Consider the following 24785-nt stretch of genomic DNA (forward strand, 5'->3'; position numbering starts at 1 on the left):
CCGCCGAGCGCGCCCTGCGCGAGGCGGGCATCGACGTCCGCACGGTGCGCGTCACCGACGACGTCGCGTCCGCCCCGGCCGCCGAAGCGCACAAGCGCCGCGGCATCGCGGGGGACCTCTGCGTGTTCAAGGTCGCCGGTGCCGCCGCGGAACAGGGCATGACCCTGGACGAGGTGACCGCGATCGCGGAACGTGCCAACGACCGGACACGGTCCTTCGGCGTCGCCTTCTCCGGCTGCTCCCTCCCCGGCGCCGACGAGCCCCTGTTCACCGTTCCCGAGGGTCGCATGGCGATCGGGATGGGCATCCACGGCGAACGCGGCATCGACGAAGCCGACGTCCCGAGCGCTGCGGACCTGGCCCGGCTCCTGGTGGAGCGCCTGCTCACGGAACTCCCGTCCGGCGTGGAACTGCCGGGCGCCCACGTCGTCCCGATCCTCAACGGCCTCGGCAGCGTGAAGTACGAGGAGCTCTTCGTCGTCTACGCCACCGTCCAGCGCCTCCTCGCGGACGCCGGCGCCGTGGTCGTCGAGCCCGAGGTCGGCGAACTCGTCACGAGCTTCGACATGGCCGGCGTCTCCCTGACCCTGTTCTGGCCGGACGCGGAACTCGAGCAGCTCTGGGCAGCGCCCGCCGACACCCCCGCGTACCGGAAGGGCGGTGCCGTACCGCAGGAACGCCTCCCCGAAGACGTCCTCACCGCCCACGTCGCCGCGCCGGTCGGACCCGCATCCGACGCCTCTCGCGCCTCCGGCAAGCGGCTGGTCGAGGTCGTCGCCGCCGTGCGCCGGGTCGTCGACGCCCACGCCGACGAGCTCGGCAGGATGGACGCCGTGGCCGGTGACGGGGACCACGGCATCGGCATGCAGCGCGGCTCCACCGCCGCCGACGCGGCCGCTCGGGACGCCGCAACCCGCGGTGCCGGAGCGGGCAGCGTCCTCGCGATCGCCGGGGACGCCTGGTCCGACAAGGCCGGCGGCACCTCCGGCGCCATCTGGGGTGCCGCCCTGGAGGCCCTGGGTCGCGTCCTCGGCGACACCGACCGGCCCGACCCGGCCACCGTCCAGAGCGCGGTGCACGCCGCGACCGACGCGGTCCTCGCCTTCGGCGCGGTCGTCGGCGACAAGACCATGGTCGATGCCCTCGTCCCGTTCGACGCGGTGCTCTCCGAGCGGATCGACGCCGGGGTCCCGCTCCGCGAGGCCTGGCGGGCCGCCGCGGACGCCGCGCAGGAGGCCGCCGACGGCACCGCCGCGCTGCTGCCGCGGATGGGCCGCGCGCGCACCCACGCCGAGGACGCGGTCGGGACGCCGGACCCCGGAGCGGTGTCGTTCGCGCTCATCGTCGACGCGGTCGCCGCGTGCTGACGATCGGCGTCTCGCTGAAGACGTACCTCGGCCACGCCAGCACGATCGCGTGGGCCGAGGCCGTGGCCGACGTCGCCCGGACGCACCCGGCCCTGCGGGAGGGCGTCGCGGAGCTCTTCGTCGCCCCGACCTTCCCGGCACTCGTCCCCGTGCGGGCTGCGCTGGCCGGGTCCGGGGTGCTGCTCGCGGCGCAGGACCTGGCGACCGCCGACGAGGGGGCCTACACCGGCGAGGTCTCCGGTCGGGAACTCGCGGAGATCGGCGTCGACCTCGTCGAGGTCGGCCACGCGGAGCGGCGCACGCTGTTCCACGAGGACGACGCGACCGTCGCGGCGAAGGTGACCGCGGCGTTCCGCAACCACCTGCGACCGCTGCTCTGCGTCGGGGAGCCGACCCGGGCCTCCCTGCCGGACACCGTCCGGGCGGTGACCGGCCAGCTCGACCGCGGTCTCGCACCCGCCCTCGGGGCCGGGCATGTCGGCCCGGTGGTGGTCGCGTACGAGCCGGTCTGGGCGATCGGCGCCGCGCAGCCGGCGCCGGACGACCACGTCGTCGAGGTGCTCCGGGGCGTCGAGGAGGCGCTGGCGAGCCGGCCGGCACTCGAGGGGAGCGTCGCGATCTACGGCGGCAGTGCCGGCCCTGGGCTGCTCACCCGGGGCGCTGGCCGGATCGGTGGCCTGTTCCTCGGCCGGTCCGCCCACGACCCTGCGGCCGTGCGAGCGGTCCTCGACGAGGCGCTCGCACTGCACCGGTGACGTCGCTGGCGTCCTACCGGCTGGCGGGCGAGTCCTCTGACGCGTCCGTGCGGCTCGTCTCGGCGTCGGCCTTGTCGTCGGCGTCGCTCGACCCCACGTCCTTGAGGTCCGAGCGGGTGCTGGCGTGGATCGGCTCGGCGTGACCGAACGTCCGAGCGGCCGCACGGAGGCGTTCGACGAAGTCGCCGTCCTCGTCCTCGAGCTGGTCGTCGTCGGCGTCCTCGACCACGACCTCGCTGGTCGGCCCGATCAGGATCTTCGTCGTGGTGCGCGTGCCGTCCGGGGCGATCGACGGCACCGCGACGGTGTCGGCTCGGTCGCCGCCGGCGAGGGCGGCCGCGTACTCGATCACCGCGTCGGCGATGTCGTCGCCGGTCAGGATCGTCGTGTTGTCGTAGTGGATGTGTTTCATCGTTCCCTCCCTGCGTCCATCTTCGCGCGGCAGTGGGGGACCGTCGTCCAGACGCCGCGCGATCCGCACAGGACGGAGCGCGGCGGCGTCACTCCCGGGCGCCGGCGAGGCCGTGGTCGTTCGCGTAGACGACGAGCTGGACCCGGTCGCGGAGCCCGAGCTTGCCGAGGACGCTGCTGAGCTGGGTCTTCACGGTGGACTCGGTGACGAACTCGCGCGCCGAGATCTCGCTGTTCGACAGGCCCCGCGCCGCCCAGCCGAAGACGATCCGCTCCCGCTCGGTCAGGGTGCCGAACTCGGCGGGCTGCGGGGTCGGTGCCCGTTCGACGTCCTGCCCGAAGAGCTGGGCGAGGTCGTTCGGCGCGATCACCGAGCTGCCCTCGTGCACGGCCCGGACCGCGGCGAACAGGAAGGACGGCGTCGCGTCCTTGAGCAGGAACCCGCTCGCGCCGAGCCGGATCGCGGTGGCGGCGGCGGGGTCGAGGCCGAAGGTGGTGAGCACGATGACCCGGGGCAGGGGCTCCGGGAAGGCGCCGTCGAACAGTCGGCGGACGGTCTCGAGGCCGTCCATCCGGGGCATGCGCATGTCGAGCAGCACGATGTCCGGGTGCAGCTCGGTGACCAGCGTCAGGGCCTCGGCGCCGTCGGAGGCCTCGCCGATCACCTCCATGTCCTCCTGCGCGTCGAGGACCACGCGCAGGCCGGCGCGGAACAGCGCTTGGTCGTCCGTCAGCAGGATCCGGATGGGGGTGGTCACGAGGCGACTCCTTCGTCGAGGTCGAGCGGGATGCGGGCACGGGCGGCGAAGACGTCCTCGACGACCGCTGCGTCGAACGACCCGTCCAGGGCGGCGAGGCGGGAGCGCATGCCGGCGATGCCCCGGCCGGAGCCGCCGGTCGCGCCGGTGCCGACGACGTTCTCGACCTCGAGCACGACGTCACCCGAGCGCCAGGTCTCGCGGACCGTCACGCGGCGCCCGGGTGCCCCGTGGCGCAGGGCGTTCGTGAGCATCTCCTGCAGCACGCGGCGGATCGCGGTGCCGGTGTCCGAGCGCATGGCCCTCGGGGTGCCGCGGACCGTGCGGTCGACGTCCACGCCGGCGTCGCGGATGCCCTGCACGATCTCCTCGAGCGACCCAGGGTCCACGCGGTCGCCGGTGCCGTCGATGTGCCCGAGCACCTGTCGGACCTCGAGCAGGGAGCTGCGGGCGGTGCTGGCGATGGTGGCGCTGACCTCGCGGATGCGGGCCTCGTCGTGCAGGAACGGGACCGAGTCGGCCTGGGCGATGATGACGGCGAGGGAGTGCCCGACGACGTCGTGGACGTCCCGGGCGATGGCCCCGCGGATGCGCTCCGACTCGGCCTCGTCGACGGCGCGGGTCGCGACCTCCTCGGCCTGCACGCGGAGCTCGGACTCGCGCACGCGGAGAGCGGACTCGCGGTTGCGCGACGTCAGCGACCGGACGGCCAGACCCGTCGCCCACACGACGAGCAGGGACGCGACCGGGGCGGCGAGGGCGATCAGCGCCTGGTCGAGCGGCCCGTTGATGAGCAGCGCGAACCGGAAGCCGGTGGTCGCGAGGTACACGGTCGCACCGACGCCCGCGACGACGGCGAGGGCGCCCGACAGGACGACCTCCACCTTGTTGCCGACGATGACCGTCGTGCCGATCACGACGTAGAGCGCGATGTCGACCAGCGAGGGCCGCTCGGACCCGACGACCTGCACGGCGCCGAGCACGACGACGGCGAACATCGAGCCGGAGGGGGAGATCCGACGGACCGCGATGGCGACGACGGCGAGCACGACCGCCCAGGTGCTCGCCTGCTCGAGCTCGACGTCGACCGGCGCGATGAACACCAGGCCGGCGACGAGGCCGAGCGTCAGGTCGATGACGACGGAACCGGGCGCGAGTGCCCTGATGAACCCCCGCCGATCCGTCACCACGCGATCATCGCACGGGCGCGTCCGGTCGTCGCGAGCAGGGCGGCCACGAGGTCGACGTACGGCAGGCCCGTCGCGGCGAACATCCGGGGGACCTGCGACTGCTCGGTGAACCCGGGCGCCGTGTTCACCTCGTTCAGCACGACGCCGGTCGGGGTGACGAAGAAGTCGAAGCGGGCGACCCCGGCGCAGCCGAGCACGTCGTAGAGGGTCCGTGCGGCCTGCTCGAGTCGGGCGTGCTCCTGGGCGGTGATCCGTGCGGGCAGCGTGAAGTCGGCCGAGCCGTCGTACTTCTGCTCGCGGCCGAAGACGTCGCCGGGTCCGACGCCGATCTCGAGCGTCGAACCGGCACGTACGCGGCCGTCGCGGTCGCGGAACAGCGCGATGTCGACCTCGCGCCCGGTGACGAAAGCCTCGACGAGGGCGTGCTCACCGGCCGAGAACGCCCGGTCCAGGGCGGGCCCGAGGTCGGCGACGTCGCGGACGACGGAGACGCCGTTGCTCGAACCACCCGTCGTCGGCTTGACGACGACGGGGAGCTGGACGGCGATGGCGGGCAGGTCGTCGCGCGCCCCACCGGGTCCGGCAGTGTCGTCCCGGTGCACGAGCTGGCTCGGCGCCGTGCGGATGCCGACCGCCTCGGCGATGGTCTTCGTCACCCACTTGTCCATCCCGAGTGCCCCGGCACGGACGGGTGACCCGACGAACGGCACGCCGAGCAGCCCGAGGAGCCCGGCGATCGCCCCGTCCTCACCGCCGACGCCGTGCAGGACGGGGAACGCCACGGCGCAGGACGTCAGCACGCTCACCGCGTCGGTCGGCGTGAGCACGGTGCCGTGCTCGTCGACCCACCCGCCGGCCCGGTCGATCGTCAGCGGGACCGCGTCGTGTCCGAGTTCCCGGAGCGCCCGGGTGACCGCTGCGGCCGATGCGAGGGAGACATCGTGCTCGTCGTTGGCGCCGCCGCCGATCACGGCGACGGTCTGCGGGGTGTCATGCACGGAGTGCCTCCAGGGTGCGATCGGTGCTCACGGTCTGGGCGACGCTCGTCGAACGGTGGACACGTGCCACCCGCGTCCCGATCCGCGTTACGATCTCGTGCTCGATGGTGTCCGACCACGCGGCCCACTCCGCCACGGTGGGTTCCCCGAGGCTGCCGGGACCGAAGACCGTGACGGGCTCCCCGGCGTCCAGGCGGTCGTCCCCGGTGTCGACGACGACCATGTCCATCGAGAAGCGGCCGACCAGGGGCCGCCGACGTCCGCGGACGAGCACCTCCGCCCGCTCGGACGCCGCACGGGGCAGCCCGTCGCCGTAGCCGATCGGCAGGAGCGCCAGGTTGGTCCGACGGTCCACGACGTGGTCCAGGCCGTACCCGACGCCGGTGCCCGGTTCGACCTGCCGTGCCGCGGCGACCTGCGTGGTCAGCGAGAGGGCGGGACGCAGCGCCGAGGAGGTGCCGGACGGGTCGATGCCGAACAGGCCGGCGCCGATGCGGTGCAGGTCGAAGCCGTCGCCGACGCCGGTGATGGTCGCGGCGGTCGCGGCGAGGTGGGTCACGGACGGCGTCAGTCCGCTGCGCCGTGCCGTCCGCACCGCGTTCCGGAAGAGCAGGCGCTCGCGGGCGTTCTGCGGGTGGTCGGCCCGGTCGGCGCAGGACATGTGCCCCATCACCCCGACGACGCCCACAGCCCCGAGCGCCTCGGACTCCCGGGCGAGTGCGCACAGGGACGGCCAGGCCTCGGCGGGGGAACCGTCCCGCGCCATGCCGACGTCGACGTGCAGGTGGACCCGGGCCCGCTGGCGCACCGCGAGCGCGGCGAGCCCCACGGCGTGCAGGACCGCCGGGCTCGACACCGCGACGTCCACGTCGGCGAGGACGGCCGCGGCGAAGTCGGCGTCCGGCGGGTTCAGCCAGGCGAGGATCCTGGCGTCGACCCCGGCGGCGCGGAGGGCCAAGGCCTCGTCGATCGTGGCGACGCCCACGGCCGTGGCGCCGCTGGCGAGCACGGACGCGGCGACGGCGCCGTGCCCGAACGCGTCGGCCTTGAGCACCGCCATCAGCCGGTTGCCGGTCAGCGCAGCGAAGTACGCGGTGTTCGCGCGGATCGCGTCGTCGTGGACGACGAGTTCGGACGGCGCGGACATCAGCCGACCGTGCCGGCAGGGGTGCCGACGGTGACGGTGACGACCCCGCGGGGGAGCGCGGAGCCGGACGTCGGGGAAGACGCGGGCGACGACATCGACGACGACGTGGTCGCGGTCGGGTGGCTGCCGTCGATCGCCCAGCACGCGGTCCCGATCACGACGACGATGGCGACGAGGGTGGCGGCGGTGCTCCTGGTGGTCCTGCTGGTCATGGGACAAGCGTCCGGCAGGGGACCCTGGCCGGGCATCGTCCTGCCGGTCGAAGCCCCTCAGCCCTCCGGGTGAGATCGACTCAGATGACGACGGACCCCAGCACCCTGTGCGCGATCGAGATCGACTCGCCCGACACCGCCGACAGCGGCGAGGACAGGAACGCGACCAGGTCGGCGATCTGCGTCGGGCTCGACTCCCCGCCGGCGCCGCGCTGGACCTCGGCGCTGGGCTCGTCGGTGACCGTGCCCGGGTTCACGACGTTCACCGTGACACCTGATCCCGCGACCTCGTCCGCCAGGTTCTTCGCGATCACGCTGACCGCCGTGTTCCGGAGCGAGGCCGTGATGTTGCCGGACAGGTAGGCGTTCTGGCCGCTCACCACGACGACACGACCGAAGCCCGCGTCCCGCTGCGCCGGCAGCACGGCGTTCGCGACCCGCAGGAACCCGAGGGCCTTGCCGTCGATCGCCTGCGCGACCTGGTCCGGGTCGGACGACTTCGCCGGGTCCAACGTGCGGGCACTCGGCGCCGCCGTCACGACCAGCACGTCGATACGTCCGTGCTCGGCGAGCACCCGCGCGACACCCGCGTCGACCGAGGCCTGGTCCGCGGTGTCCATCGCCACCGACGAGGTCGCCACTTCCTCGTCCTCCGACGCGCTCCGCGAGGCCACCACGACGGCCGCCCCCTCGGCCCGCAGGCGGTCGACCACCGCGGCACCGATGTAGCCCTTCCCACCGACGACGAGAGCGACACGGTCACTGAGCTGCAGGTCCATGCCCGTCACGCTAGCCCCCGGTGCCACGACCGTCCGAGCAGTTCGGTGCGCGAAACGTACAGTGACCGAACCGTTCATTGCGTGAACCGTTCACGTCCTGAAAGACTCTCACCCGTCCACTCCGGACGGCAGCTCGACGAGGAAGGCGGAACCAGGCATGCGCAGCACGTACCACGGGGCTCAGCGGAGCACCTCGCTCTTCGGCACCCACACCCGGGTCGGCCTCACCGCCCCCGCCGTGATCGCCGCCTACGTCAACGCCCGCATCGAGGACCCCTCGCTGCTCTCGACACGGACCGAGCCGTCCTACGCCGACTTCTTCGCCACCCAGCAGGCCTGAGCACCCGGAGTCCATGACCCCATGCCGTTGACCGTCGTCCGCCGCGAGCACCACCACCTCTACACCCGCGAGCCCCGTTCCACCGCCGCCCGCAGTGCCGTCGAGGCCATCCTCCGACTGCAGCACGCCGAGGAGCAGCAGATCGAGCACGCCCGCACCGAGAGCGGCCTGTCGAAGAACGAGTTCCTCGCCGTCCGGTACCTGCTCCAGGCGCACCGCGACCACCGCGCCATGGGGCCGAAGGACCTCGCCGTGATGCTCGCCGTGTCCAACGCGTCGGTCACGAAGCTCGTCGACACCCTCGTGGAGAAGGGCGACCTGGTCCGCACCGCCCACCCCACCGACCGCCGGGCACAGGTGCTCGAGCCGACGGAGCAGGCGGCCGCCAAGATCGACGCCTCGTACGCGCGATTCCACGAGGTGGTCGTCGAGGTCCTCGACCGGCTGCCCGCCCCCGAGAACGAGGCCGTCACGCGGGCGCTCGGCCAGGTGGTCGAGGCGCTCGCCGAGGCGGTGCCGGAACCCGAGGACGAGTACACGGTGACCGACGGCGCTCGCTGACGCGACCAGGATCCGGACGGGAGGCTCGTGGCGGCGCCGCCACGAGCCTCCCGTCTTCTGCCCCACCGGAAACCTTCCAGCGGTAAGTTGTCTGCATGACCGCCGCCGAGGACGCCGACGCCGCTCCGCGACGCGGGTACCGCAAGGGTGCCGAGCGGCGGGTGCAGATCCTCGACGAGATGATCCGGATGGTCGCCGAGCAGGGTGTCGACGCGTCCTCGTTGCGCTCGGTGGCGGAGGCGCTCGGGATCACCCACGCTGCGCTGCGGCACTACTTCCCCTCGCGGGACGAACTGCTGCTGGCGGTCTACCGGGAGCACGAGGTGCGCGAGCAGAACTCACCGGACCGGCTCGCGTCGGCGATCGGCGACATGCGGGACAGCGCCAGGCGCAACCGCGAGGTCCCTGGGCTCGTGCAGCTCTACACGACCCTGGCCGCGGACGCCGTCGGCGAGGGGCACCCGGCGACGAGTGACTTCATGCGCGAGCGCTTCGCGCGGCTGCGGTCGGAGCTCGCCGCGCTGATCCAGCGTGACCAGGAGCTCGGGCGGATCCGGGGCGACCTCGACCCGACGGACCTGGCGTCCCTGAGCATCGCGGCGTCCGACGGGCTCCAGGTGCAGTGGCTGCTCGACCCCGACGCGGTCGACGGCGAGCGGGTCCTGCGCCTGCTCGAGCAGCTGGTCCCGCCGCCCGCGTCCTGACGCGAGCACGTGCTGCATGCGCACGTGCCCCCGCACGTGCATCGAGGGAGCGGACGACGTCGGGTGCCCGGGGGCCACTCGACGTCGTCTGCTCCCTCGATGGGACGTGCGTGCGTCCTACGCGGTCAGCACCGCCGCGGCGGGGTCGAAGTCCTCGGGGAGCGGCGGGATCGACGCCACGGTGGAGGTGATGTCGACGGCCGTGTGCGACTCGGCGGCGTCACGGATGCCGAGCAGCACGTCCAGGACGTGCAGCGCGGTGGCACCCGAGGCGCGCTCGGGACGGTCCTCGGCGATGGCGCGGGCGAGGTCGACGACCCCGGTGCCGCGGCCCCAGGTCGACCCGACGGCGGCGATCGTCTCGGGCTCGTCCTGGCCGTACCGCCACAGGGTGGAGTCGCCCTCGAACGTGTTCGGATCCGGGAGCGAGATCGTGCCGAGCGTGCCGTTGATCTCGACGAAGCCCTGGCGCGGCATCGCGTGCTGGAACGAGAACGTCGACTGTGCTGACTGCCCGCCGGCGAACTCGATGAGGGCCGCGTGGTGCGTGGGGACCTCGACCGGGAACGTCTCACCCGCGCGGTCACCGGACGCGATGGTCCGACGCTCGAGCGACTTCGACGACACGGCCTGCACGCGGGTGGCCGCGCCGAGGGCGTGCACGAGCGTCGTCACGTAGTACGGGCCCATGTCGAACAGGGGACCGGCACCCGTGGCGAACAGGAAGTCCGGGTTCGGGTGCCACGCCTCGGGCCCGGGCACGTGGAACATCGTCGTGGCGCTGAGCGGCTCGCCGATGTCACCGCGGGCGATGGCCCGGAGCGCGGTCTGGATGCCGGCGCCGAGCACGGTGTCCGGTGCCGTCGCGACGCGGAGGCCCTTCGCCGTCGCGGATGCGAGCACCGCAGCGGCGGAGTCGTGGTCCGTGGCGATCGGCTTCTCGCTCCAGACGTGCTTGCCGGCGTCGATGATCTGCTGGTCGACCTCGGCGTGCGCGGCCGGGATCGTCAGGTTGATGACGATCTGGACGTCGTCGCGGGCCAGGAGCTCGTCGACCGAGCCGGAGGCCCCGACCCCGTACTCCGCTGCCTGCGCGGCGGCGCGGTCGAGCAGCACGTCGGCGACGAAGCGGACCTCGACGTCGGCGAACTGCGTCAGGTTCGTCAGGTACTGCGTGGAGATGTTGCCGGCACCGATGATGCCGATCCCGACACGGCTCACTTGTCGTTGTCCTTGAGCCACGTGAGGGACTCGGCGATACCCTCGAAGACGTCGCCCTTGTACGCGTCGAACTCGACGACACGGATCGCCTGGGGCGCCGCGGCGAGGATGGACGCCACGTCGACGTCACCCTGGCCGGCGGGGGTCTGGTTCTCGAAGGCACGCTGCAGGGCCTCGGGGACGATGAGGGCGCTCTCGGACGAGGGCAGGGCGTCGCGGATGTCGCCGTCGACCTGGCCGTCCTTGACGTGGATCGCGACGACGCGGTCGCCGAGGGAACGGAGCACGGCGGGGGCGTCAGCGCCGCCGACGGTCGCCCAGAAGGTGTCGACCTCGAGGACGGTCTCGGGGGCGAGCTGCTCGACGAAGAGCTCGTAGACCGTGCGGCCCTCGACCTTGTTCGTGAACTCCCACTGGTGGTTGTGGTACCCGAACTGCAGGCCACGGGCTGCGGCCTCGGCGGTGAGCTCGTTGACGCGGTCGGCGATGGCCTTGACGTCGTCGGCGGTCTGCCAGCGGTCGGTCGGGATGAACGGGTCGATGACCGTCGTGATGCCGAGGCGCTCGGCGGCGTCCCAGATCGGCGCGATGTCGGTGGCGTCGATCACGGCGACGTGGCCGGACGGGGCCGTGAGGCCGGTGGCGGCGAAGGCACGCTCGAGGTCGGCGGCACGCTCGACGAACGCGTAGGGCTCGACGTTCTCGTACCCGATCTCGCGCACGCGGGCGATGGCCGCATCGAGGTCGTCGGCGATGGCGTCTCGCAGCGAGTACAGCTGCACGGAGGTGATGGGCATTGCGCGGGGCTCCTTCGGTCCTGACTGGGCTGTGCTGACCCGTCGAGGACGCGATGCTCCGCGGCGAGATCGAGGACGACGCTACACCGAAAACCACCCGGTGGGTAGTTTTGCGTCGCCCGTGTCCGCGCCGCGGGCCACCAGCGTCCGCGCCCCGTCACCGGCGGCCGGCGTACCGGGCGCGCGCCGAGCCTCCCGGGCTAGCGTGGACCGGTGCTCCACGACGCGACCATGACCTTCGACAGCCCCGCCGGGCGCATCCGCGGCCAGCGCGAGGACGGGGTGGTGCGGGTCCGCGGGATCCCGTACGCGCAGGCCGAGCGCTTCCAGCCGCCGCAGCCGGTGCCGCCGTTCCCCGACGTGTTCGAGGCGGACACCCCGGCGCCCCTCGCACCGCAGTCGGCCTCCCCGGTGGTCGACCAGCTCCTGCACGTGGTCGAGGCCGAGGTCGACGAGCACTGCCAGCGGCTCTCGATCACGCTGCCGGCTGACGTCCGTGACGACGAGCGACTGCCGGTGATGGTCTGGGTGCACGGCGGCTCGTACGTCATCGGCGGCGGCGACCTGCCGATGAACGACCCGGTCGACCTGGTCCTGGAGCAGCGGGTGGTCGTCGTGACCGTCACCTTCCGGCTCGGGGTGCTCGGGTTCCTCGGCGACGGCGAGCGGGTGCCGGCGAACCTCGGGCTGCTCGACCTCGTCGCGTCGCTCCGGTGGGTGCACGAGAACATCGCCGCGTTCGGCGGCGACCCCGACCACGTCACCCTGTTCGGCCAGTCCGCCGGCGGTGACGCCGTCGCGCACCTGATGATCAGCGAGGGCACCGAGGGCCTGTTCCACCGCGCGATCGTGCAGAGTGCGCCGCTGGGCCTGTCGCGGGGGCGCTCCCGGATGAACCGCGCCATGGTGCGGACCATCGGCGCGGTCGGCTCGGAGACCACGCTCGAGGACCTGCTCGACCGGCAGGCCCGAGCGGAACGGATCGCGATGCCGTTCGGCCTGCGCGGCGGTATGCCCTACGGCACCCAGTACGGCTTCGCGCCGCTGCCGGCGGAGCGCGACCTGGCGGATGCCTGGCGCCGGGTGGCACCGCGCATCGAGCTGATGATCGGGTCCGCCGCGGACGAGACCGCGATGTACGTGCCGGTCCTGCCGGGCGTGCGCCAGGTCGCCCGCACCCGGGTCGGCCGGTCCCTCGTTCGGTGGTGGCTCGTCCGACCGCTGACCGAGGTCATCTACGGCCGCGACGCGCGACGGTTCGCCGAACGACACCGCGCCGGCGGCGGCACGGCGATCCGCTACCGGCTGCTCCGCGGCGCCACGCGGCGGCCGACCGGCGCGGCGCACATGGGGGAGCTCCCGATGCTGCTCGGCCGGCGCGAGGCCTGGGCCGGCAGCACGTTCGTGTCCGAGCGCGACTGGCCCGAGGCCGAGCGCCGTGGCCCCGGCATCCGGGCGATCTGGGCCGAGTTCGCGCGGACCGGGCGGGTCACGGCGCCGAGCGACGAGACGCTGGCGTTCGACCGGGGGTGACGGTCACGGGTGGCACCGGGCGGCACCGGGGTGGCAGCGGCGGGCTGCACCGGGCGGCGGTGGCGTGCGGCCCGGGGCGGCACCCCCTGAACTGGCGGTATCCACGGTCGTTCCACCCCCGGAGAATCAGGGCATGCCCGTGTCCGTGGATCCCGACCTCCGTGCCCGCATCGTGGCCGCGGGGATCTTCGCGTACCGTGCCGCCGACTTCCACCAGGTCGGACCCGAGGAGGTCGCGGTCCACGCCGACATCACCGTGGAGGAGTTCCGTCTCGCCTACCCGGTGTGGGAGCTCTTCATCGTCGCCGTGGTCGACCGCTGGAACACCGCCACGCGGCAGATCCTGCGGCCCATCGCCGAGCGGGAGGGCGCCGTCGCCTACGTCCGCGCCCGCCTGGAGACCGGCGAGGGCGACCCCGCACTCGTCCGCCTCCGCATCGCCCTGCTGAGTGCCGCGTCGAACCCCGGGCACGCCGCCGCCGGGTGGTTCCGCAAGCAGTACGCACGGTCGTTCGAGGACCTCACGCTGACCCTCGCCCGCGACGTCGTGATGGGGCGTGAGGCCCGCGGGACCGCACCCCGCCATGGTGCCGAGCAGCTGCTCGCGCTGTACGAGGGCCTGCAGCTCCAGTCCCTGCTCCGCGACGACGTCGACCTGCTCGGTGGGTACGACCGCGCGGTGGCGCGGATGCGCGTGGGCTGGGCGAGCGGCCCGGTCGCGCTGCCGGCCCGCTAGCAGCAGGACCGGGACCAGCCCGACGGGAGGCTCGGCGCGGCACGCGTGCGCTCGCGCGGCTTCCTGGGATGGTCGGGTCATGGAGTACACGGACTACGACACCCGGCTGGCGGCGTACGGCGTGGTCACGCACGAGGGCCGGGTGCTGCTGGCGATGCAGCGCTTCCCCGAAGCCGGGACCTGGGCGCTGCCCGGCGGCGGGGTCGAGTACGACGAAGGGGTCGAACAGGCCGTCGTCCGCGAGTTCATGGAGGAGACCGGGTACGAGGTCGCCGTCGGGGGACTGCTCGGCGTGCGGCACCACCTGGTGCCCGCGGAGCGACGGATGCACGAGAACGGTCGGCCGATGAAGGCCGTGCAGGTCGTGTTCCGCGTGCGCATCACCGGCGGAGCCCTGCGGGACGAGGCCGATGGCTCCACCGAGCGGGCGGACTGGATCCCGATCGCGGAGTTGCCGCACCACCGGCACGGCCTGGTCGTGCCGATCGCGCTCGGGTGGGCGGGCGCGCTCAGCTGAGCAGGGCCCTACCGCCCGAAGTCGGCAGCGGGGCCTCGACCTGCCAGCCGAGTTCGCGCAGACCTGCCGCGACGTCGATCGGATGATCGTGAGCCAGGAGCCTCGCTTGCATCGACTGCCATCGGGCTCGGCCCTCGGCGACCGCAGTGCGCCACCCGGGTCGGGCATCGAATCCGCACTCCTCCACGAGGAACAGGAGGAAGTCCTCGAGTGAGGGGCGGAATTGGGGCCCGCCGACGAGGTAGTGCACCGAGGAGATCCGCGATGGTTCACGTCGCCCTCGACCTGTGGCCGCCGACGTGGCGAGCAGGTCCGTGAAGGCCCCGCGCTCAGCGTGCACGTGCCAGTGCGCGACCGGTGCCCGGGTGACAGCGCGGTCGTACTCGAGGCGGACGAGCGGGTCGCGGTCAGTGTCGGCGGCGAGGCGGAACTGCGACGTCTCGGTGACGAGCCGCCCGGTCCTCGACTCGACCGAGAGTGAGAACCGTACGACGGCCGTGGCCGCGGTCTGTCCCGCGATGAACAGCGGGATCGGCGCCAGCTCGCCCGAGGCATCGACCGGGCGGATGAGGATCCCGCCGCCCTTGCGGTGCTCGACGAAACGGATGCCGTGATCGGGCAGGACGCCGTCAACGACCAGCTGGAGGTCACGGACGACCCCGCTGGCTCTCGCTGCGAGGACCCGTCTCACAGGTCGTCGCCGAGCACGAACTCGATCCCGTCGAGTTCGTTCTCCGCCTGCCACTCGTCCCCGTGGAGGTCCCGGTGCTCGAGCACGGGCGCGAATCCTCGTTCGTCCAGACCCCACTGCCGGAGGATCTCGGTGCGACGGGCTCTGAGTGCGTCCGCTCGAGGACGTTCGATGGTGATGCTCGGCATGCTCCGCTCCTTCTCTGCTCGTGCGGAGACGGTAGTACGGGGAAGGACCACCCCTCAAGCGATTCGTACACGGTATTTCAGCGCGGTCGTCACTCCGCGATGACGCTGAAGACGTTGCCGGAGGGGTCGGTGAACCAGGCGATGAGCGGGCCGCCCCTGCGGTTGACGCCCTTCGCGTCGGTCATGCCCTCGTACTGCAGGAACGTCACGCCCTTCGCGGTGAGTTCGTCGACCGCGGCGTCGACGTCGGGCACGGGGAAGTTCAGGACGGTGAAGGCCGCGGGCTCGTGCGCCGGGCCCTTCGGGTAGGCCAGCACCCATCGGCCGCCGCCGAGTTGGAGCGCGAGCATGCCGTGGTCCTCGGTGACCTCGAGCCCGAGGACGTCCTCGTAGAACGCCTTCGCCTCGGCCGGGTCCCGGACGGAGAACCCGCTGAACGCCTTCGTCGCGTCGATCGTCATGCCGTCAGTGAACTCCTCTGGGAGGATGAGGGCGTGCGCACGGAGGGAACGGTCGACGACGCCGTCCGACGCGCGGTCGAGCTGGCGGCGGGTGGCGAGCGGGTCGTGCTCGGGATCGCGGGAGCCCCCGGTGCGGGCAAGTCGACCCTGGCCCGACGCGTGGTCGTCGCCGTCGACGAGCACCTCGGCGCCGGCACCGCCGTGCAGGTCCCCATGGACGGCTTCCACCTGTCGAACGCCGCACTCGACCGCCTCGGACGGCACGACCGCAAGGGCGCGATCGACACCTTCGACGCCGACGGGTACGTCGCCCTGGTCCGCCGGCTGGTCGACGGTTCCGAACCCGTCGTGTGGGCGCCGGACTTCGACCGCCGCGTCGACGAGCCCGTCGCCGGCAGCATCGCCGTGCCCCAGGCAGCCCGCCTCGTGGTGTCGGAGGGCAACTACCTGCTCGACGACTCGACCCCTTGGGACGCCCTCGCCGACCTGTTCACCGAGACCTGGTTCTGCACGGTCGACGACGACGTCCGCGTCGACCGCCTCGTCGGTCGGCACATGCGGCACGGCCGCGACCACGAGGCAGCCCGCACCTGGGCGGTGGAGGTCGACGGCGTGAACGCCGCACGGGTCGCTGCCACGGTGAGCCGAGCCTCCCGGATCGTCCGGACCTGACCACCCGCGGGTCGCGACCCGCGCCACACGACAGGAGCCCACCATGACCATCGCCATCACCGGTGCGACCGGCAACATCGGCGGCGCGGTCGCCCGCGCGCTCGCCGCGGACGGCGTGCCGTTCCGCATGGTCGTGCGCGACGCAGCCCGTGCGCCGGAGCTGCCGGGCACCGAGGTGCGCACCGCGACGTTCGCGGACGCCGAGGCGTCGCGAGCCGCGCTGGACGGCGTCGACCTGCTGCTCATGGTGTCCGGAGCGGAGGCTCGGGACCGGTTGCAGCAGCACCGCACCTTCGTCGAGGCGGCTGCGTCGGCAGGCGTCCGGCACGTCGTCTACACGTCCTTCATGGGCGCCGCGGAGGACGCGACCTTCACGCTCGGGCGCGACCACTGGGCGACGGAGCAGGCGATCCGCGCGACCGACATGGGGCACACGTTCCTGCGGGACAGCTTCTACCTGGACTTCGTCGAGGACCTGGTCGGCGAGGACGGCGTGATCCGTGGCCCGGCGGGTGACGGCGCGATGGCAGCGGTCGCGCGGGCGGACGTGGCGCGGGTGGCGACGGCCGTGCTCCGGGACCCGGCGGCGCACCTCGACCGGACGTACGACCTGACCGGGCCGGCGGCGATCACGCTCGCGGAGGCGGCCTCGGTCGTGAGCGCGGAACGTGGTCGTGCCGTGCGGTACCAGCCGGAGACGGTGGAGGAGGCCTATGCCTCGCGGGCGCGGTGGAACCCCGAGCCGTGGCAGGCGGACGCATGGGTGAGCACGTACACGGCGATCGCGGAGGGGGCGCTCGCGCGGGTCACGGGTGACGTCGAGCGGGTGACGGGTCGGGCGCCGATGTCGTTGCGGGACGTGTTGCGCGCGGGCTGAGGTCCGCGCGGCTCAGGGCACCCGGCGCGCGGCCAAGGTGCCGACGACACCGAGGACCAGCACCGCCACGAGCACGACGAGCAGCGGCGCCGTCCAGTCCCCGGTCGCGCCGTGGAGCGCCCCGGCGACGATCGGCCCCGCGGAGCCGAGCAGGTACCCGCCGCCCTGCACGAACGCGGACATCCGGCGGGCGTCGTCGTCGTTCGAGACGAGCCGCACGATGATGATGAAGATCACCGTGATGCCGCCGCCCTGGGCCGCACCGCCGAGGATCGACCACAGCAACCAGAGCTGCGGCGCGAACAGCAGCCCGAGGGGCATCGCGAGCCACAGGGTCCCGACGAGGGACAGGATCGCGCGGGGTCGCCAGCGCGCCGCGAGGACCGGGACGCCGAGCGCCCCGACCACCGCGAGGATCTGGAACACGGACGAGCTCGCCCCGGACGACGCCTTCGAGAAGCCGATCTCGTCGTGCAGCAGCGTCGGGATCCAGGCGGTCAGGGCGTAGTACGAGAAGGCCTGCCCACCGAAGGCGAACGTCAGCCCGATCGTCACCCAGCGGGTCGGGCGGACGACGGAGACCCGAGTCGGCCCGGTCGCGGTGCGGACCGCGCCGGTGTCGAGCACCTGGTCGATCGGCCCGGTGACCGGCAGCGGTTCGGCGACCGCACCCGACCGTGGGCCGAGCCAGGCAGCACGCGCACCGACGGTGTACGTCCAGGCGAGGCCGGCGATCAGCGCGAACACACCCCACAGGGCGATGGCCACCGGCCAGCCCCACAGGTCGGCGATCGGGGCGGTGCCGAGCGAGGTCGTCATCGACCCCACGTTGAGCGCCGACGTGTAGACGCCGGTGACGATCCCCACGCGTTCCGGCGAGGTGTCGCGGCGGATGACCACCGGGACGACGACGTTGCCGATCGTGATGCCGATGCCGATCACCGCGGTGCCGATGAGCAGTGCGGCGGCACTCGGCAGCGACCGGATCACGGTGCCGATGAGCACGACGACGAGCGACAGCGACACCGCCCGCTCCGGGGTGGCCTTCGCGATCACCCAGCTGGCCAGCGGTGTCGCGAGGGCGAAGCAGAGCACGGGGATCGTCGTCAGCAGCCCTGCGACGGTGGTGGTGAGCCCGAGGTCCATCCGGACGTCCCCGATGACGGGTGCCGGCGCGACGATCGGCCCGCGGAAGTTCAGCGCGACCAGGACGATCGCGACCGGCAGGACCCAGCCCGCGCGGCGGACCAGCTCGCCCCGGGTGCTCACGCCCGGCCGGCGAGGTCGGCCGCGGACGTCCCGGAAGCGTCCGAGCCGGCCGCGTCGGACCCGGGAACGTCCGACCCCGGCAGCAGGATCGGCAGCAGGTCGAGCGGGGTGGCGGCGGTCGCGATGGTGTCGACGGCTTCGGCGGGGGAGCCGTAGCCCCACTCGGCGAAGACCACGGGCACGCCGTGGACCGCTGCGCCCTCGACGTCGTGCAGCCGGTCGCCGATCAGCACCGGGCGGCTGATGTCGAACCCGCGGGCGTCGAGGCGCTTGAGCGCTTCCTCGACCACGTCGGCCTTCGAGGACCGGTCCTCGTCGTCACTCGCCCCGGTGATCACGTCGATGTCCCCGACGAGTCCGTAGTGGTCGAGGATGTACGTCGCCGGGGTCTCGGGCTTGCTCGTCGCGGTCGAGATCGGCAGGCCCGCCTGGTGCAGGGTGCGGAGGACGACGTCAATGCCCTCGAACATCCGGGAGTCGAGCGCCCCGTGCGAGAAGTAGTGCTCGCGGTACACGGCGAGGGTGCGGTCGGCGAGCTCGTCGTCCATGCCCATCGCGATGTGGAAGGTGTCGAGGATCGGCGGACCGACGAACGACATCATCGTCGCGCGGTCGGGGACGGGCACACCGACCCGGCGGAACGTGTACGTCAGGCTGTCGAGGATGCCCGGCGCCGAGTCGCTGATGGTGCCGTCGAGGTCGAAGAGGATGGCGGTGAACGGGCTGGTCATGTCAGGACCAGCCTAACCGGGGCCGTGGAGGCGACCGTCAGCGGGCGGGACGGGCGCTGCGGACGCGGGCCGAGCCTCCTGGCCGGTGGGTGTTCCTTCCCATCACGGCCGCGTTGGCAGGCGGGATCGCGCGTTGCGGGTCCGAAGGAACGACTCGCTACGCGCGATTCGACTCGCCGAGCGCGGAAGGACCCGCCACGCGCGCGACGACCCGCCACCCGCGCGACCCACCCCCTCAGAACAGGCGGGTGTGCCCACCCTCGATGCCGCGCATCGCGTCGTAGTCGAGCACCAGCACGCGGATGCCGCGGTCCTCGGCGAGCGTGCGGGCCTGCGGCGCCACCGTCTGCGCCGCCAGCACACCCTGCACCGGACGGAGCATCGGGTCGCGGTTCATCAGCTCGAGGTAGCGCGTGAGCTGCTCGACCGCGTCGATGTTGGCGTTCCGTTTCATCTCCACGGCCACGCTCGCTCCCGCGTCGTCCCGCGCCAGGATGTCGACCGGGCCGATGGCGGTCATGTACTCGCGACGGACCAGCGTGTGCCCGTCGCCGAGGAGCTCGATCTGCTCGGACAGGAGCTGCTGCAGGTGGGCCTCGACCCCGTCCTTGACCAGTCCAGGGTCGACGCCGAGGTCGTGGGTCTGGTCCGCGATGACCTCGTGGATGCTGACGACGAGCTTGTCCTGGGTCTTCTTCTGCGTGACCGTCCAGACCTGCTCGATGCCGGCCGAGGCCTGGTCCTCCGAGGGCTCGCCGATCTCGATCGAGCACGGCGGGCTCATCCAGTTCAGCGGCTTGTAGCTGCCGCCGTCGGAGTGGACGAGCAGCGAGCCGTCCGCCTTGAGCATGAGGAGCCGGGTCGCGAGGGGCAGGTGAGCCGCGAGGCGACCGGCGTAGTCGACGGAGCAACGGGCGATGACGAGACGCACCCGGGAAGCCTAACGGCCGTCGCGTCGCGCTCCGGTCACGTCGGCGGGTCGGGACGCGTCGGTCGCGTCGGCCCCGGTGGTTGCGTTCGTCCCGTCGGTCGCGTTCGTCCCGTCGGGTCCGGCCGGGAGGCTCGGGCCGGCCCCGGTGGTCCCGGTCGCCTCGGGCGTCCGCTCGTGGGCAGCACCGGACGCGAGACCAGCCGCGATGATGAACACGAACACGATGAGCAGGCCGTTGAGCAGCCCGAAGTGCTCGCCGACGAAGCCGATGATCGGCGGGCCGGCGAGGAACGCGACGTAGCCGATGGTGGCCACGGCGCTGACGCGGGCGGCTGCCGTGCGGGGGTCGTCCGCGGCGGCGGACATGCCCATGGGGAAGCCGAGCGACGCCCCGAGGCCCCAGAGGACCACGCCGACGATCGCCAGCGGCACGCTCGGCACGAAGATCAGCATGCCGAGGCCCACGACGGCCACGGCCGCGCTCGCACGGAGCACGGGGACGCGGCCGAACCGGTCGATGAGCGGGCTGCCGGCGACGCGGCCGATGGTCATGGCGGCGAGGAACACCGTGAGCACGGCCGAGCCCTCGTCGTTCTCGAGCCCGTGGCCGTCGATCACGGCGAGGGGCAGCCAGTCGTTCGCGGAGCCCTCGGCCAGGGCCATGCCGAGCACGATCACGCCGATGAGCAGCGTCGACGGCTGGCGCCAGACGGCCCAGCGCGAGACGGGGAGCGGCACGGGGCTGGTGTCGGTGGCCTCGGCCTCGATGACCCGCTCGTCGCCGAACCAGCGCACGACGGTGACCATCGCCAGGCTCGTGACGATCCCCAGGACGATGAAGTGCAGCGCGACGGGGACCTCGAGCCGCTCGGCCAGGGCACCGAGGCCGGCGCCGGCGAGCGTGCCGAGGCTGAACGCGGCGTGGAAGAGCGGCATGATCGTGCGGCCGCCGAGCCGTTCGGCCGTGGCGCCCGTCACGTTCATCGAGACGTCGCACAGCCCGTTGCCGAAGCCGAACGCGATGAGGCTGATCCAGATGGCGGCGAAGCCCCAGCCGAGGCTGACCGAGATGCCGGCCATCACCAGGCCGAGCGCCAGACAGACGGCAGCGATCTGCACGCCGCGCTTGGCCCCGAGGCGCCCGACGATGTGGCCCGCGAACGTCAGACCGGCGATCGACCCGACGCTCATCCCGACGACGAGCAGTCCCATCGTCAGGGTGCTGGCGCTGAGCTCGTCGCGCACGCTGGGGATGCGTCCGAGCCAGGTGGCGATGTCGAGCCCCGAGAGCGTGAACACGACGAACACGGCGTTGCGCCACGCTCGGGTGCTCGGTGCGGTCGTGGTGGCAGACGCCGTCGTCATGGTGCTTCCGATCGAATCGATTCGAGTGTGGTTCTCCGATACGCTAACCGGCGATGGACGACACGGCAACACACGGCGGCGCGTCGGGGACTCCCCGCGCGGTCGGCATCGTCCCCGCGGTCACGCGGGCGGCCCGGCCGACGCTCGTCGCCGTCGCCCGGGCAGCCGGGGTGGCGCCGTCCACCGCGTCCCTGGCCTTCAGCGGCACCGGACCGGTGTCCGAGGAGACCCGCGCCCGGGTCCTCGCCGCGGCGGCCGAGCTCGGCTACGACGGCCCCGACCCGCGCGCCCGGTCGCTGCGCCGCGGCCGGTCCGGGGTCATCGGCGTCGTGATGGACGAGCGCCTGAGTGACGCCTTCCGCGACCCGGTCAACGTCCTGACGCTCGACGGCATCGCCGAGGTCGCCGGCGAGGCCGGGGCCTCCCTGTTGCTGGTCCGCAGCCCGCTCGACGACGAGCGCGGTGCCGGACCCCTGGTCGACGCCCCGATGGACGCCGTCGTGCTCGTCGGGTGCAACGTGCGGGTCGACCCCGCGGTCGCCGTGCTCCGTCGCCGCGGGATCCCCGTCGTCGCGATCGAGGCCGACGACATCGAGGGCGCCGTCCCGATCAAGCTCGACAACCGCGAGGGCTCCGCGCGTGCTGCCGAGTACCTCCGCGACCTCGGCCACGCCGCCGTGACGGTCGTCGCGCTGCCCCTCGACGCCTCGCACCACCGCGGGCCGATCAGCCCGGAGCGCTTCGCCGCCGGCGCTGCCTTCACCACCATGGAGCGGCTCCGTGGCGTGTGGGACGTGTTCCCCGACGCCGTCGCGATCGAGGCCGGCGGCAGTTCGGTGGAGGAGGGCCGGATCGCCGGTGCCGCCCTCTTCGCGGTCGACGGCAGTCGTCCGACCGCGGTGGTGGCGCAGAGCGACCTGCTCGCCGTCGGGGTGATCTCGGCAGCGCTCGAGGCCGGGCTCCGCGTGCCGGAGGACGTCAGCGTCGTGGGCTTCGACGGCATCCAGGTCGACGACAGCCTGTTCCACCGCTCCCCGATCCGGCAGCTCACGACGCTCGTGCAGCCCTTCGTGCAGAAGGGCCAGGCAGCGGCGCGGGCGGCCCTGGCGATGCTCGAGGGCGAGTCGCCCGAGGGTGCCGCGTTCCGCTCCGAGCTCCGGGTCGGCGACACGACGGCGGCCCCGCGAGGTTGAGGCCTGGCGCGGTCGCGTCCCGCACGGCACCGTGCCGGCCCGCGCCAGCGCCAGCGCCAGCGCCAGCGCCTGCGCCTGCGCCTGCGCCTGCGCCAGCGCCTGAGCCTGAGCCTGCGCCTGCGCCTGCGCCGCGCCGCGCCGCGGTCGCACCGTGCGCGGTCCCTCGGCTGGTGCGAGGTTGCACACCCCGTGCGACCCGCCGACCTCGCACCGAGTGGCCATCCCCGCACCACACGCCCGCACGCCGCCGCGCCCCGCCGCGCCCGCCCCCGCCTACCGCGCCATCGCGACGGCGATCCACCCCGGTCGGTGCGCCCGTACGCCGAGCGTCACCGCGCGCACCCCGATGTAGCCGAACGCGAAGACGGCCCACAGCGAGGCGAGCCCGTCCCCGACGAACCACAGCAGCGGCAGGTACACGACGAGGTTCGCCGCTCCCGCGACCGCCAGGTAGCGGGCGTCCCCGGCCCCGATGAGCACCCCGTCGAGCACGAACACGTACCCGGCGACCGGCATCCCCGCCGCGATGAGCACGAGCACGAGCGGCAGCGCTCCCCGCACCGCCGCCGAGTCCGAGAACACCGGCCCGAGCACCCCGCTGACGGCGAGCGTGAGCAGCCCGAGCAGCACCCCGCCGCCGATGCCGAGCACCACGAGCCGGGTCGTCACGAGCCGGACCCGGTCCGCGTCCCGGGCACCGAGCGCGTGCCCGACCAGCGCCTGCCCCGCGATCGCCAGCGCGTCGAGTGCGAAGGCCAGGGTGCTGAACACCGTCAGGCCGACCTGGGTCGTCGCGAGCCCGACCGTCCCGAGCCCGGCGGCCACCCCGACGGTCGCGAGCATCGCCACGCGCAGCGACGCCGTCCGCAGGAACAGCCAGGCGCCCGACCGCAGTGCCCGCACCACGCCGGAGGCACCGGGACGCAGGGGAGCGCCCACACGACGAGCGGCCCGCACGGCGATCACCACGTACACCGCGGCCATCGCCCACTGCACGAGCACGGTGCCGGCCGCCGAGCCCGCGACGCCCCACCCGAGCCCGTAGATGAGCAGGGCGTTGAGCAGCCCGTTCGCGACGAACCCGACCGACGCGACGACGAGTGGCGTCCTGGTGTCCTGCAGCCCGCGGAGCAGCCCGGTCGACGCCGTCACGACCAGGATCCCGGGCAGCCCGATCAGCGACACGAGGAGGTACGCGGTGGCTGCGCTGGACACCTCGGCCGAGGCGCCGAACACCGACACGAGCGGTCCGGCGAGCGGCCAGCCGACCAGGGCCAGCACGACGCCGAGCACGAGCGCGAGCCACATGCCGTCGATGCCCGCGTGCACGGCACCGCGACGGTCACCGCCGCCCAGCGCCCGGGCGACCGCCGGCGTCGTCGAGTACGCCAGGAACACCAGCAGCCCGGTCACGGTCTGCAGCACGGCACTCGCGAGCCCGACGGCCGCGAGCGGGGTCGCCCCGAGGTGCCCGACGAGCGCCGTGTCCGTCAGCAGGAACAACGGCTCGACGACGAGGGCACCGAGTGCGGGCAGCGCCAGCCGGACGATGTCACGGTCGACGGCACGGCGGGACGAGGGCACCAGGACATCATGCCGCCGACTAGCCTCGTGCCGTGGACGTCCTCGCGCTCGTGCCCGGTGCCGTGGGCCTGGCGCTCAGTCCCCTCACCGTCGCCTCGGTCGTCTTCCTGCTCGGACACCGCCGCGGGTACGGCTCCGCCGTGGCGTGTGCGACCGGCTGGATCACCACGATCGCCGTCGCGCTCGTGGTCGCGGTGCTCGTCGGTGAACGGCTGCCGGCACGGACCGGCGCTGGCGGGATACCCGTCGAGGCGCTCGTCGCCCTCGGTGCTGGCGTCGTGCTGCTCGCGCTCGCCGTCTGGCAGTGGGCGGTCCGACGGCTGCCAGACGGGTCACCAGCCAGTTCCCGCTGGTCCGCGGCGATGGAGTCGATCGGTCCGGTCCGTGCGTTCGGCGTCGGCGTCCTCTGGTTCGTCTCCAGTCCCAAGGCGCTCGTCCTGGCGCTCGGTGCCGGCTTGGCCTTCGGCGACGCCGATCCCGCTGCAGGCGAGACGGTCATCGCCGGCGCGCTCTTCGTGCTGGTCGGCGGATCGACGGCGTTCCTGCCGATCGTCCTTGCCGTCACCCTCGGCGACCGTGCCCGACGCGCGCTCACTGCGATGCGCAGCTGGATCGCCCGCTGGGGCTCCGTGTTCCTGGTGGTCGTGCTGGTGCTGCTCGCGGTCGTCCAGCTCGTGACGGGCGCGGTGGGCCTGCTCGCCTGACGCGACGGGTCGCGTCGGACCGGACGGGAGGCCGTGGTGCGGCCGTGCGCGCAGCCCGCGCCGGCGGGGCGGTCGCGACCAGGGCCTCCAGTC

At 73.2% G+C, this 24785-nt stretch carries 29 protein-coding genes; 12 read left to right on the forward strand and 17 right to left on the reverse strand.

Annotated features, from left to right (window positions below):
* On the forward strand, positions 1-1367 hold a 1367-nt coding region (locus BIU98_RS15715), incomplete at its 5' end, for a dihydroxyacetone kinase family protein (protein WP_071278659.1).
* Positions 1361-2122: a triose-phosphate isomerase family protein gene (locus BIU98_RS15720; RefSeq protein ID WP_071278661.1), complete on the forward strand. Its 762-nt coding sequence runs from the start codon at positions 1361-1363 to the stop codon at positions 2120-2122. The genes BIU98_RS15715 and BIU98_RS15720, both read left to right, overlap by 7 nt.
* A gap of 13 nt (positions 2123-2135) precedes the next feature.
* Here BIU98_RS15720 and BIU98_RS15725 read toward each other — a convergent pair whose 3' ends face one another.
* The 7 genes from BIU98_RS15725 to BIU98_RS15755 all read right to left on the reverse strand — a co-directional run bounded on the left by BIU98_RS15725 (position 2136) and on the right by BIU98_RS15755 (position 7617).
* Positions 2136-2534, reverse strand: a complete 399-nt coding sequence (locus BIU98_RS15725; protein WP_071278663.1) for a hypothetical protein — start codon at positions 2532-2534, stop codon at positions 2136-2138.
* 88 nt (positions 2535-2622) lie between these two features.
* Positions 2623-3291, reverse strand: coding sequence for a response regulator transcription factor (locus tag BIU98_RS15730; RefSeq protein ID WP_071278665.1), 669 nt, complete (start codon positions 3289-3291; stop codon positions 2623-2625).
* On the reverse strand, positions 3288-4478 hold the full coding sequence (locus tag BIU98_RS15735) for a sensor histidine kinase (protein ID WP_254787964.1): 1191 nt from the start codon (positions 4476-4478) through the stop codon (positions 3288-3290). Before BIU98_RS15735 ends, BIU98_RS15730 begins: the two co-directional genes overlap by 4 nt.
* On the reverse strand, positions 4475-5479 hold the full coding sequence (locus BIU98_RS15740; RefSeq protein ID WP_071278667.1) for a D-alanine--D-alanine ligase: 1005 nt from the start codon (positions 5477-5479) through the stop codon (positions 4475-4477). Before BIU98_RS15740 ends, BIU98_RS15735 begins: the two co-directional genes overlap by 4 nt.
* Positions 5472-6626: an alanine racemase gene (alr, locus tag BIU98_RS15745; RefSeq protein ID WP_083393316.1), complete on the reverse strand. Its 1155-nt coding sequence runs from the start codon at positions 6624-6626 to the stop codon at positions 5472-5474. The genes BIU98_RS15740 and alr overlap by 8 nt, the downstream gene beginning before the upstream one ends.
* Complete coding sequence (locus tag BIU98_RS15750; protein ID WP_071278669.1) at positions 6626-6838, reverse strand: hypothetical protein; 213 nt, start codon at positions 6836-6838, stop codon at positions 6626-6628. Before BIU98_RS15750 ends, alr begins: the two co-directional genes overlap by 1 nt.
* An 80-nt stretch (positions 6839-6918) precedes the next feature.
* Positions 6919-7617, reverse strand: coding sequence for an SDR family NAD(P)-dependent oxidoreductase (locus tag BIU98_RS15755; RefSeq protein WP_071278671.1), 699 nt, complete (start codon positions 7615-7617; stop codon positions 6919-6921).
* 157 nt (positions 7618-7774) lie between these two features.
* On the opposite strand from BIU98_RS15755, the gene BIU98_RS15760 reads away from it, so the two are divergent.
* The 3 genes from BIU98_RS15760 (at position 7775) to BIU98_RS15770 (ending at position 9222) form a co-directional block, all read left to right on the forward strand.
* On the forward strand, positions 7775-7957 hold the full coding sequence (locus tag BIU98_RS15760) for a hypothetical protein (RefSeq protein WP_071278673.1): 183 nt from the start codon (positions 7775-7777) through the stop codon (positions 7955-7957).
* 21 nt (positions 7958-7978) lie between these two features.
* Positions 7979-8518 carry a MarR family winged helix-turn-helix transcriptional regulator gene (locus BIU98_RS15765; RefSeq protein ID WP_071278675.1) on the forward strand — a complete coding sequence of 180 codons (540 nt, stop codon included), beginning with the start codon at positions 7979-7981 and terminating at the stop codon, positions 8516-8518.
* A gap of 95 nt (positions 8519-8613) precedes the next feature.
* Positions 8614-9222 (forward strand): TetR/AcrR family transcriptional regulator, encoded by a 609-nt coding sequence (locus BIU98_RS15770; protein ID WP_071278680.1) that lies wholly within the window; start codon positions 8614-8616, stop codon positions 9220-9222.
* Positions 9223-9339: 117 nt separating this feature from the next.
* Here BIU98_RS15770 and BIU98_RS15775 read toward each other — a convergent pair whose 3' ends face one another.
* Both BIU98_RS15775 and BIU98_RS15780 read right to left on the reverse strand, forming a co-directional pair.
* Positions 9340-10443 (reverse strand): Gfo/Idh/MocA family protein, encoded by a 1104-nt coding sequence (locus tag BIU98_RS15775; RefSeq protein WP_071278682.1) that lies wholly within the window; start codon positions 10441-10443, stop codon positions 9340-9342.
* Positions 10440-11240, reverse strand: coding sequence for a sugar phosphate isomerase/epimerase (locus tag BIU98_RS15780; protein WP_071278684.1), 801 nt, complete (start codon positions 11238-11240; stop codon positions 10440-10442). The genes BIU98_RS15775 and BIU98_RS15780 overlap by 4 nt, the downstream gene beginning before the upstream one ends.
* A 213-nt stretch (positions 11241-11453) precedes the next feature.
* On the opposite strand from BIU98_RS15780, the gene BIU98_RS15785 reads away from it, so the two are divergent.
* The 3 genes from BIU98_RS15785 to BIU98_RS15795 all read left to right on the forward strand — a co-directional run bounded on the left by BIU98_RS15785 (position 11454) and on the right by BIU98_RS15795 (position 14026).
* Positions 11454-12773 (forward strand): carboxylesterase family protein, encoded by a 1320-nt coding sequence (locus BIU98_RS15785; protein WP_254787965.1) that lies wholly within the window; start codon positions 11454-11456, stop codon positions 12771-12773.
* Between the two features lie 133 nt (positions 12774-12906).
* Entirely contained in the window at positions 12907-13509 is a 603-nt protein-coding gene (locus BIU98_RS15790) for a TetR family transcriptional regulator C-terminal domain-containing protein (RefSeq protein ID WP_071278686.1), read from the forward strand.
* A 79-nt stretch (positions 13510-13588) separates the two neighbouring features.
* Positions 13589-14026 carry an NUDIX hydrolase gene (locus tag BIU98_RS15795; protein ID WP_071278688.1) on the forward strand — a complete coding sequence of 146 codons (438 nt, stop codon included), beginning with the start codon at positions 13589-13591 and terminating at the stop codon, positions 14024-14026.
* On the opposite strand, the gene BIU98_RS15800 is transcribed toward BIU98_RS15795, so the two are convergent.
* The 3 genes from BIU98_RS15800 to BIU98_RS15810 form a co-directional block, all read right to left on the reverse strand.
* On the reverse strand, positions 14019-14717 hold the full coding sequence (locus BIU98_RS15800) for a hypothetical protein (protein ID WP_071278690.1): 699 nt from the start codon (positions 14715-14717) through the stop codon (positions 14019-14021). The genes BIU98_RS15795 and BIU98_RS15800 overlap by 8 nt on opposite strands.
* Positions 14714-14905 carry a hypothetical protein gene (locus BIU98_RS15805; protein WP_071278692.1) on the reverse strand — a complete coding sequence of 64 codons (192 nt, stop codon included), beginning with the start codon at positions 14903-14905 and terminating at the stop codon, positions 14714-14716. The genes BIU98_RS15800 and BIU98_RS15805 overlap by 4 nt, the downstream gene beginning before the upstream one ends.
* 89 nt (positions 14906-14994) lie before the next feature.
* A complete protein-coding gene (locus tag BIU98_RS15810) occupies positions 14995-15366 on the reverse strand; it encodes a VOC family protein (protein ID WP_071278694.1) in 372 nt (123 codons plus the stop codon).
* Positions 15367-15399: 33 nt separating this feature from the next.
* Between BIU98_RS15810 and BIU98_RS15815 the strand changes: the two genes are divergently transcribed.
* Entirely contained in the window at positions 15400-16038 is a 639-nt protein-coding gene (locus BIU98_RS15815) for a nucleoside/nucleotide kinase family protein (RefSeq protein ID WP_071278696.1), read from the forward strand.
* Positions 16039-16081: 43 nt separating this feature from the next.
* On the forward strand, positions 16082-16915 hold the full coding sequence (locus tag BIU98_RS15820; RefSeq protein ID WP_071278698.1) for an SDR family oxidoreductase: 834 nt from the start codon (positions 16082-16084) through the stop codon (positions 16913-16915).
* Between the two features lie 12 nt (positions 16916-16927).
* Here BIU98_RS15820 and BIU98_RS15825 read toward each other — a convergent pair whose 3' ends face one another.
* The 4 genes from BIU98_RS15825 to BIU98_RS15840 all read right to left on the reverse strand — a co-directional run bounded on the left by BIU98_RS15825 (position 16928) and on the right by BIU98_RS15840 (position 21211).
* On the reverse strand, positions 16928-18184 hold the full coding sequence (locus BIU98_RS15825; RefSeq protein ID WP_071278700.1) for a CynX/NimT family MFS transporter: 1257 nt from the start codon (positions 18182-18184) through the stop codon (positions 16928-16930).
* Entirely contained in the window at positions 18181-18915 is a 735-nt protein-coding gene (locus BIU98_RS15830) for an HAD hydrolase-like protein (RefSeq protein WP_071278702.1), read from the reverse strand. Before BIU98_RS15830 ends, BIU98_RS15825 begins: the two co-directional genes overlap by 4 nt.
* Positions 18916-19150: 235 nt before the next feature.
* Positions 19151-19846, reverse strand: a complete 696-nt coding sequence (gene nucS / locus BIU98_RS15835) for an endonuclease NucS (RefSeq protein ID WP_071278704.1) — start codon at positions 19844-19846, stop codon at positions 19151-19153.
* 9 nt (positions 19847-19855) lie between these two features.
* The gene (locus tag BIU98_RS15840; RefSeq protein WP_071278706.1) at positions 19856-21211 is read right to left on the reverse strand and encodes an MFS transporter; all 1356 of its coding nucleotides are present in this window, start codon (positions 21209-21211) and stop codon (positions 19856-19858) included.
* Between the two features lie 53 nt (positions 21212-21264).
* On the opposite strand from BIU98_RS15840, the gene BIU98_RS15845 reads away from it, so the two are divergent.
* Positions 21265-22404: a LacI family DNA-binding transcriptional regulator gene (locus BIU98_RS15845; protein ID WP_083393317.1), complete on the forward strand. Its 1140-nt coding sequence runs from the start codon at positions 21265-21267 to the stop codon at positions 22402-22404.
* 273 nt (positions 22405-22677) lie between these two features.
* Here BIU98_RS15845 and BIU98_RS15850 read toward each other — a convergent pair whose 3' ends face one another.
* Positions 22678-23988, reverse strand: a complete 1311-nt coding sequence (locus BIU98_RS15850; RefSeq protein WP_071278708.1) for an MATE family efflux transporter — start codon at positions 23986-23988, stop codon at positions 22678-22680.
* A gap of 32 nt (positions 23989-24020) precedes the next feature.
* Between BIU98_RS15850 and BIU98_RS15855 the strand changes: the two genes are divergently transcribed.
* Positions 24021-24692 (forward strand): GAP family protein, encoded by a 672-nt coding sequence (locus BIU98_RS15855; RefSeq protein ID WP_071278710.1) that lies wholly within the window; start codon positions 24021-24023, stop codon positions 24690-24692.
* The last annotated feature ends 93 nt before the right edge of the window (positions 24693-24785 follow it).

The sequence above is a fragment of the Curtobacterium sp. MMLR14_010 genome, assembly GCF_001865015.1.
Lineage (GTDB): Bacteria > Actinomycetota > Actinomycetes > Actinomycetales > Microbacteriaceae > Curtobacterium.